This window comes from Mesorhizobium sp. M4A.F.Ca.ET.020.02.1.1, assembly GCF_004022645.1.
Lineage (GTDB): Bacteria > Pseudomonadota > Alphaproteobacteria > Rhizobiales > Rhizobiaceae > Mesorhizobium.
The window spans coordinates 1-3,597 of record NZ_RZOI01000628.1 but is presented as its reverse complement, the minus strand read 5'-3'; the positions used below and the strand labels follow the sequence as shown (position 1 = coordinate 3,597).

Genomic DNA, 3,597 nt, shown 5'->3' with positions numbered 1-3,597 from the left:
CCGGTGCCGAGGATCGGCTGGCCGATGAGGGCCGCGACCGTCTCCGGACCTTCGGCGAGGATCATTTCTTCCAGCTTGTCGGCGCAATATTGCGAGAACTGCTCCTCGCTCTGCGAGCGGTCGGCGCGGCGGAAATAGTAGGGCGCCTCGGTGTGCAGGATCGGCGCGCGCGGCAGGTCGAAGGCGTTGTGGAACAGGTCGAGCCCGGTCAGCGAGCCCGTCATCACGCCCGAGCCGTGATAGCCGCGCCAGCGCGAGATGATCTTCTTCTTCTCCGGCCGGCCGAGCACGTTGTTGTAATACCAGATCAGCTTGATGTTGGTCTCGTTGGCGTCCGAGCCGGAGAGCCCGAAATACACCCTCGACATGCCCTCGGGCGCGCGGTCGACGATCATCTTGGCCAAGGTGATCGAAGCCTCCGTGCCGTGGCCGACATAGGCGTGATAGTAGGCGAGGCTCTTTGCCTGGGTGGCAATGGCATCGGCGATCTTCTGGCGGCCATAACCGACATTGACGCAATAGAGCCCGGCGAAGGCGTCGATGCTTTTCTTGCCATTGTTGTCCCAGACGGTGACGCCCTCGCCGCCGGCCATGACGCGCGCCGGCGATTCGCCCCGCGCATGAGTGCCCATATGGGTCGAGGGATGGAAGAAGTGGTCACGGTCCCAGGCTGAGAGTTCGTTGGATTGTTCAAGCATCTTTTTCACTCCTTGAGGACGGCGGTCCGGGCGGTCCTAGGCCACATCGAGACACAGGTATTTTAGGTCGGTAAAGGCCTCTGATCCGTGGCGCGAGCCTTCGCGGCCGATGCCGGACTGCTTGACGCCGCCGAACGGGATCGGCGCGCCGGTGATCTTCACCCGGTTGATGGCGACCATGCCGTAATCCAGCGCACGGCCCATGCGCGCCTGCCGGGCGCCGCTTTCGGTCACGACATAGGCGACGAGCCCATATTCGGTGGCGTTGGCGCGGGCGACGACCTCTGCCTCGTCGTCGAAGGGCGTCACCGCGGCGACCGGGCCGAAGGTTTCGTCGCGCATGATCAGGGCTTCGTCCGGCACGTCGACAAGCAGCGTCGGCTGGTAGAACAGCGGGCCGGCGGCGTGGCGCTTGCCGCCGGCGAGACACCGCGCCCCGCGCGCGAGTGCATCGGCCACCTGCTCCTCCACCTTCTTGACGGCGCGCTCATGCATCAGCGGACCGATATCGGCCTCGCCAGAAAGCCCATTGCCGGTGCGGAGCCGCTCGATGCGGTGGGCGAACGCGGCGCAGAAGCGGTCATAGAGCGGCCGCTGCACATAGATCCGGTTGGCGGCCAGGCAATCCTGGCCGGAGGTGGCGAATTTGGCGTCCAGCGCGATCGCAACCGCTTTGTCGATATCGGCGTCGTCGAACACGATCAGCGGTGCATGGCCGCCGAGCTCCATGATCAGTCGCTTCATGGTCGGCGCACTTTGCGCGGCGATCAGCCGGCCGATTTCGGTCGAGCCGGTGAAGCTCATGGCGCGCACGCGGACATCCTCGCACATCCGCCCGACGATTGCGCGGGCATTGCCGGTGACGACGTTGAAGACACCGGCGGGAAGACCGGCACGCTCGCCGAGTTCGGCCAGCGCCAGCGCCGACAGCGGCGTTTCTGAGGAGGGGTGCGCGACGATGGTGCAGCCGGCGGCAAGGGCGGCGGCCGCCTTGCGGGTGAGCATAGCCGATGGAAAATTCCACGGCGTGACGACGCCGACGACGCCGAGCGGCTCGCGCCGGACCATCATCTCGGCGCCCGGCAGATGGCTGGTGACGTTTTCGGCGTTGAGGCGTTTAGCTTCCTCGGCGTACCACTCGACGAAGGAGGCGGCATAGTCGATCTCGCCGAGCGACTCCTTCAGCGGCTTGCCTTGTTCGAGCGTCATAAGCAGCGCCAGATCCTCTTTGGCGGCAATGATCAGTTCGAACCATTTTCGCAAAATCTTCGAGCGCTCCTGCGGTAGCAATGCCCGCCAGGCGGGAAAGGCGCGGGACGCGGCATCGATCGCCTCTGTCGTCTGCCCGGAATCTAGCGCGGCAATGAAGGCGATGGTGGCGCCGGTCGCGGGATCGGTCACCTCGAAACTTTCCGCCGCCTCGCTCGCCGTCCAATGGCCGTCGACATAGGCGAGCGCACGCAGCAGCCGACGGTCGGCAAGCCGGTCGAGCGCTTCATGGCGGTTCGTGCAAGCAAGATGCGCGGACATCGATCAGGTCTCCGGGTGCCAAGGCGATGTGGAGAAACTAGCCCCGTGGCCGAGACAGAGAGGCTGTTTCGGCAGCCGCAGGTAGAGAGATTGTCTCTATTCGCCGGGAGAGCAGGGCGATCTCTCTAGCCACCGCAACTGAGACAGAGGCCCTCACCCGGATTGCCAACCGAATTGCGAGGGCAATCGGGGCAATCCGACCTCTCCCCTCGGGGAGAAGGTGGCCGCGAAGCGGCGGATGAGGGGGCCTTGCTGAGCCCTCACCCTTGCCCCGGCAACAAATCCGCCACCGGCAGCACGGTCCCCTCCTTCACTGTCTTGGTGACGATGTAGGTGAAGTAGCGGTCGATTCCGATCTCGCGCTCAAGCAGGGCGTCGACCAGTCGCTGATAGGCATCGATGTCGCGCGCCATCACCTTCAGCACGTAGTCAACGCCGCCGCCGACCGACCAGCAGGCAACGATCTCGGGGATGTCGCGGATGACGCGCTCGAAGCGGTCAAAATCGGCCTGGCGGTGGCTGGCTAGCGTCACCTCCATCAGCACGGTCGCCACCGGCGCGATCGTGCGCATGGCGATCGAGGCATGGTAGCCGGCCACGATGCCGGCCTTTTCCAGCTTGCGCAGCCGCATCCAGCAGGGCGTCGGCGACAGGCCGACCTTGTCGGCCAGGGCCAGCTTGGTGATGCGCCCGTCGCGCTGGATGGCGTCGAGGATTTTGAGGTCGATCGGATCGAGTTTCGCTGCGGCCATCGGCGTCCACCTTTTGCTGCCCGCCACCATGGCGGCGCATGATTTCGATTGTCAATTGCACTGATTTCGATCTCTAATAAGTCATGACATTGTGGCAGCCAGATCCCGCCCTCATCCGCCGCCCGGCCTATCAGTCGCTCGCCGACCAGTTTGCCCGCGCCATCCATGACGGGCGCCTCGCCAATGGCGCCCGTCTGCCGACGCATCGCCGGCTGGCCGAAGACCTGAATTTGTCAGTGCAAACGGTGAGCCGCGCCTATGAGGAGCTGATTCGGCGCGGCCTTATCTCCGGCGAGATCGGCCGCGGCAGCTTCGTCCAGACGCAACGCCGCGAGGAGGAGCCGCCCTACATTCCCGAGCGACTGGGCGAGGTCATCGACCTCTCGATCCTCAAGCCGGTCTGCGAGCCGATGCACCTGGAGCGGCTGAAGCAGGCGCTGGGCTGGCTCGCCGAAAACCTGCCGGCGAGCTCGGCGCTGTCCTTCCGCCCGAACATGGTCTTTCCGCGCCACCGCGCCGTGGCGGTCGAGTGGCTGCGCCTCTGCGGCCTCGACGCCTCGCCGCAGAACGTCAGCCTGACCAACGGCGCCACCGCCGGCATGACAGTGGCGCTGATG

4 protein-coding genes are annotated in these 3,597 nt (G+C 65.4%); 1 reads left to right on the top strand and 3 read right to left on the bottom strand.

Annotation, left to right across the window (positions count from 1 at the left end):
- From EN742_RS28155 to EN742_RS28145, 3 genes are all read right to left on the bottom strand, one after another.
- The coding region (locus EN742_RS28155; RefSeq protein WP_128333531.1) for an aminotransferase class III-fold pyridoxal phosphate-dependent enzyme at nt 1–698 on the bottom strand (698 nt) is incomplete at its 3' end.
- A gap of 36 nt (nt 699–734) precedes the next feature.
- Entirely contained in the window at nt 735–2,228 is a 1,494-nt protein-coding gene (locus tag EN742_RS28150) for an NAD-dependent succinate-semialdehyde dehydrogenase (protein WP_127404773.1), read from the bottom strand.
- A gap of 260 nt (nt 2,229–2,488) precedes the next feature.
- The gene (locus EN742_RS28145) at nt 2,489–2,980 is read right to left on the bottom strand and encodes an Lrp/AsnC family transcriptional regulator (protein ID WP_126056199.1); all 492 of its coding nucleotides are present in this window, start codon (nt 2,978–2,980) and stop codon (nt 2,489–2,491) included.
- A gap of 83 nt (nt 2,981–3,063) precedes the next feature.
- Here EN742_RS28145 and EN742_RS28140 point away from each other — a divergent pair.
- A partial coding sequence (locus tag EN742_RS28140) for a GntR family transcriptional regulator (RefSeq protein ID WP_128333530.1) occupies nt 3,064–3,597 on the top strand: 534 nt, incomplete at its 3' end.

Coding starts and splice junctions, on each gene's coding strand:
- EN742_RS28150 (WP_127404773.1), bottom strand. CDS start 2,228: ATGTCCGCGCATCTTGCTTGCACGAACCGCCATGAAGCGCTCGACCGG.
- EN742_RS28145 (WP_126056199.1), bottom strand. CDS start 2,980: ATGGCCGCAGCGAAACTCGATCCGATCGACCTCAAAATCCTCGACGCC.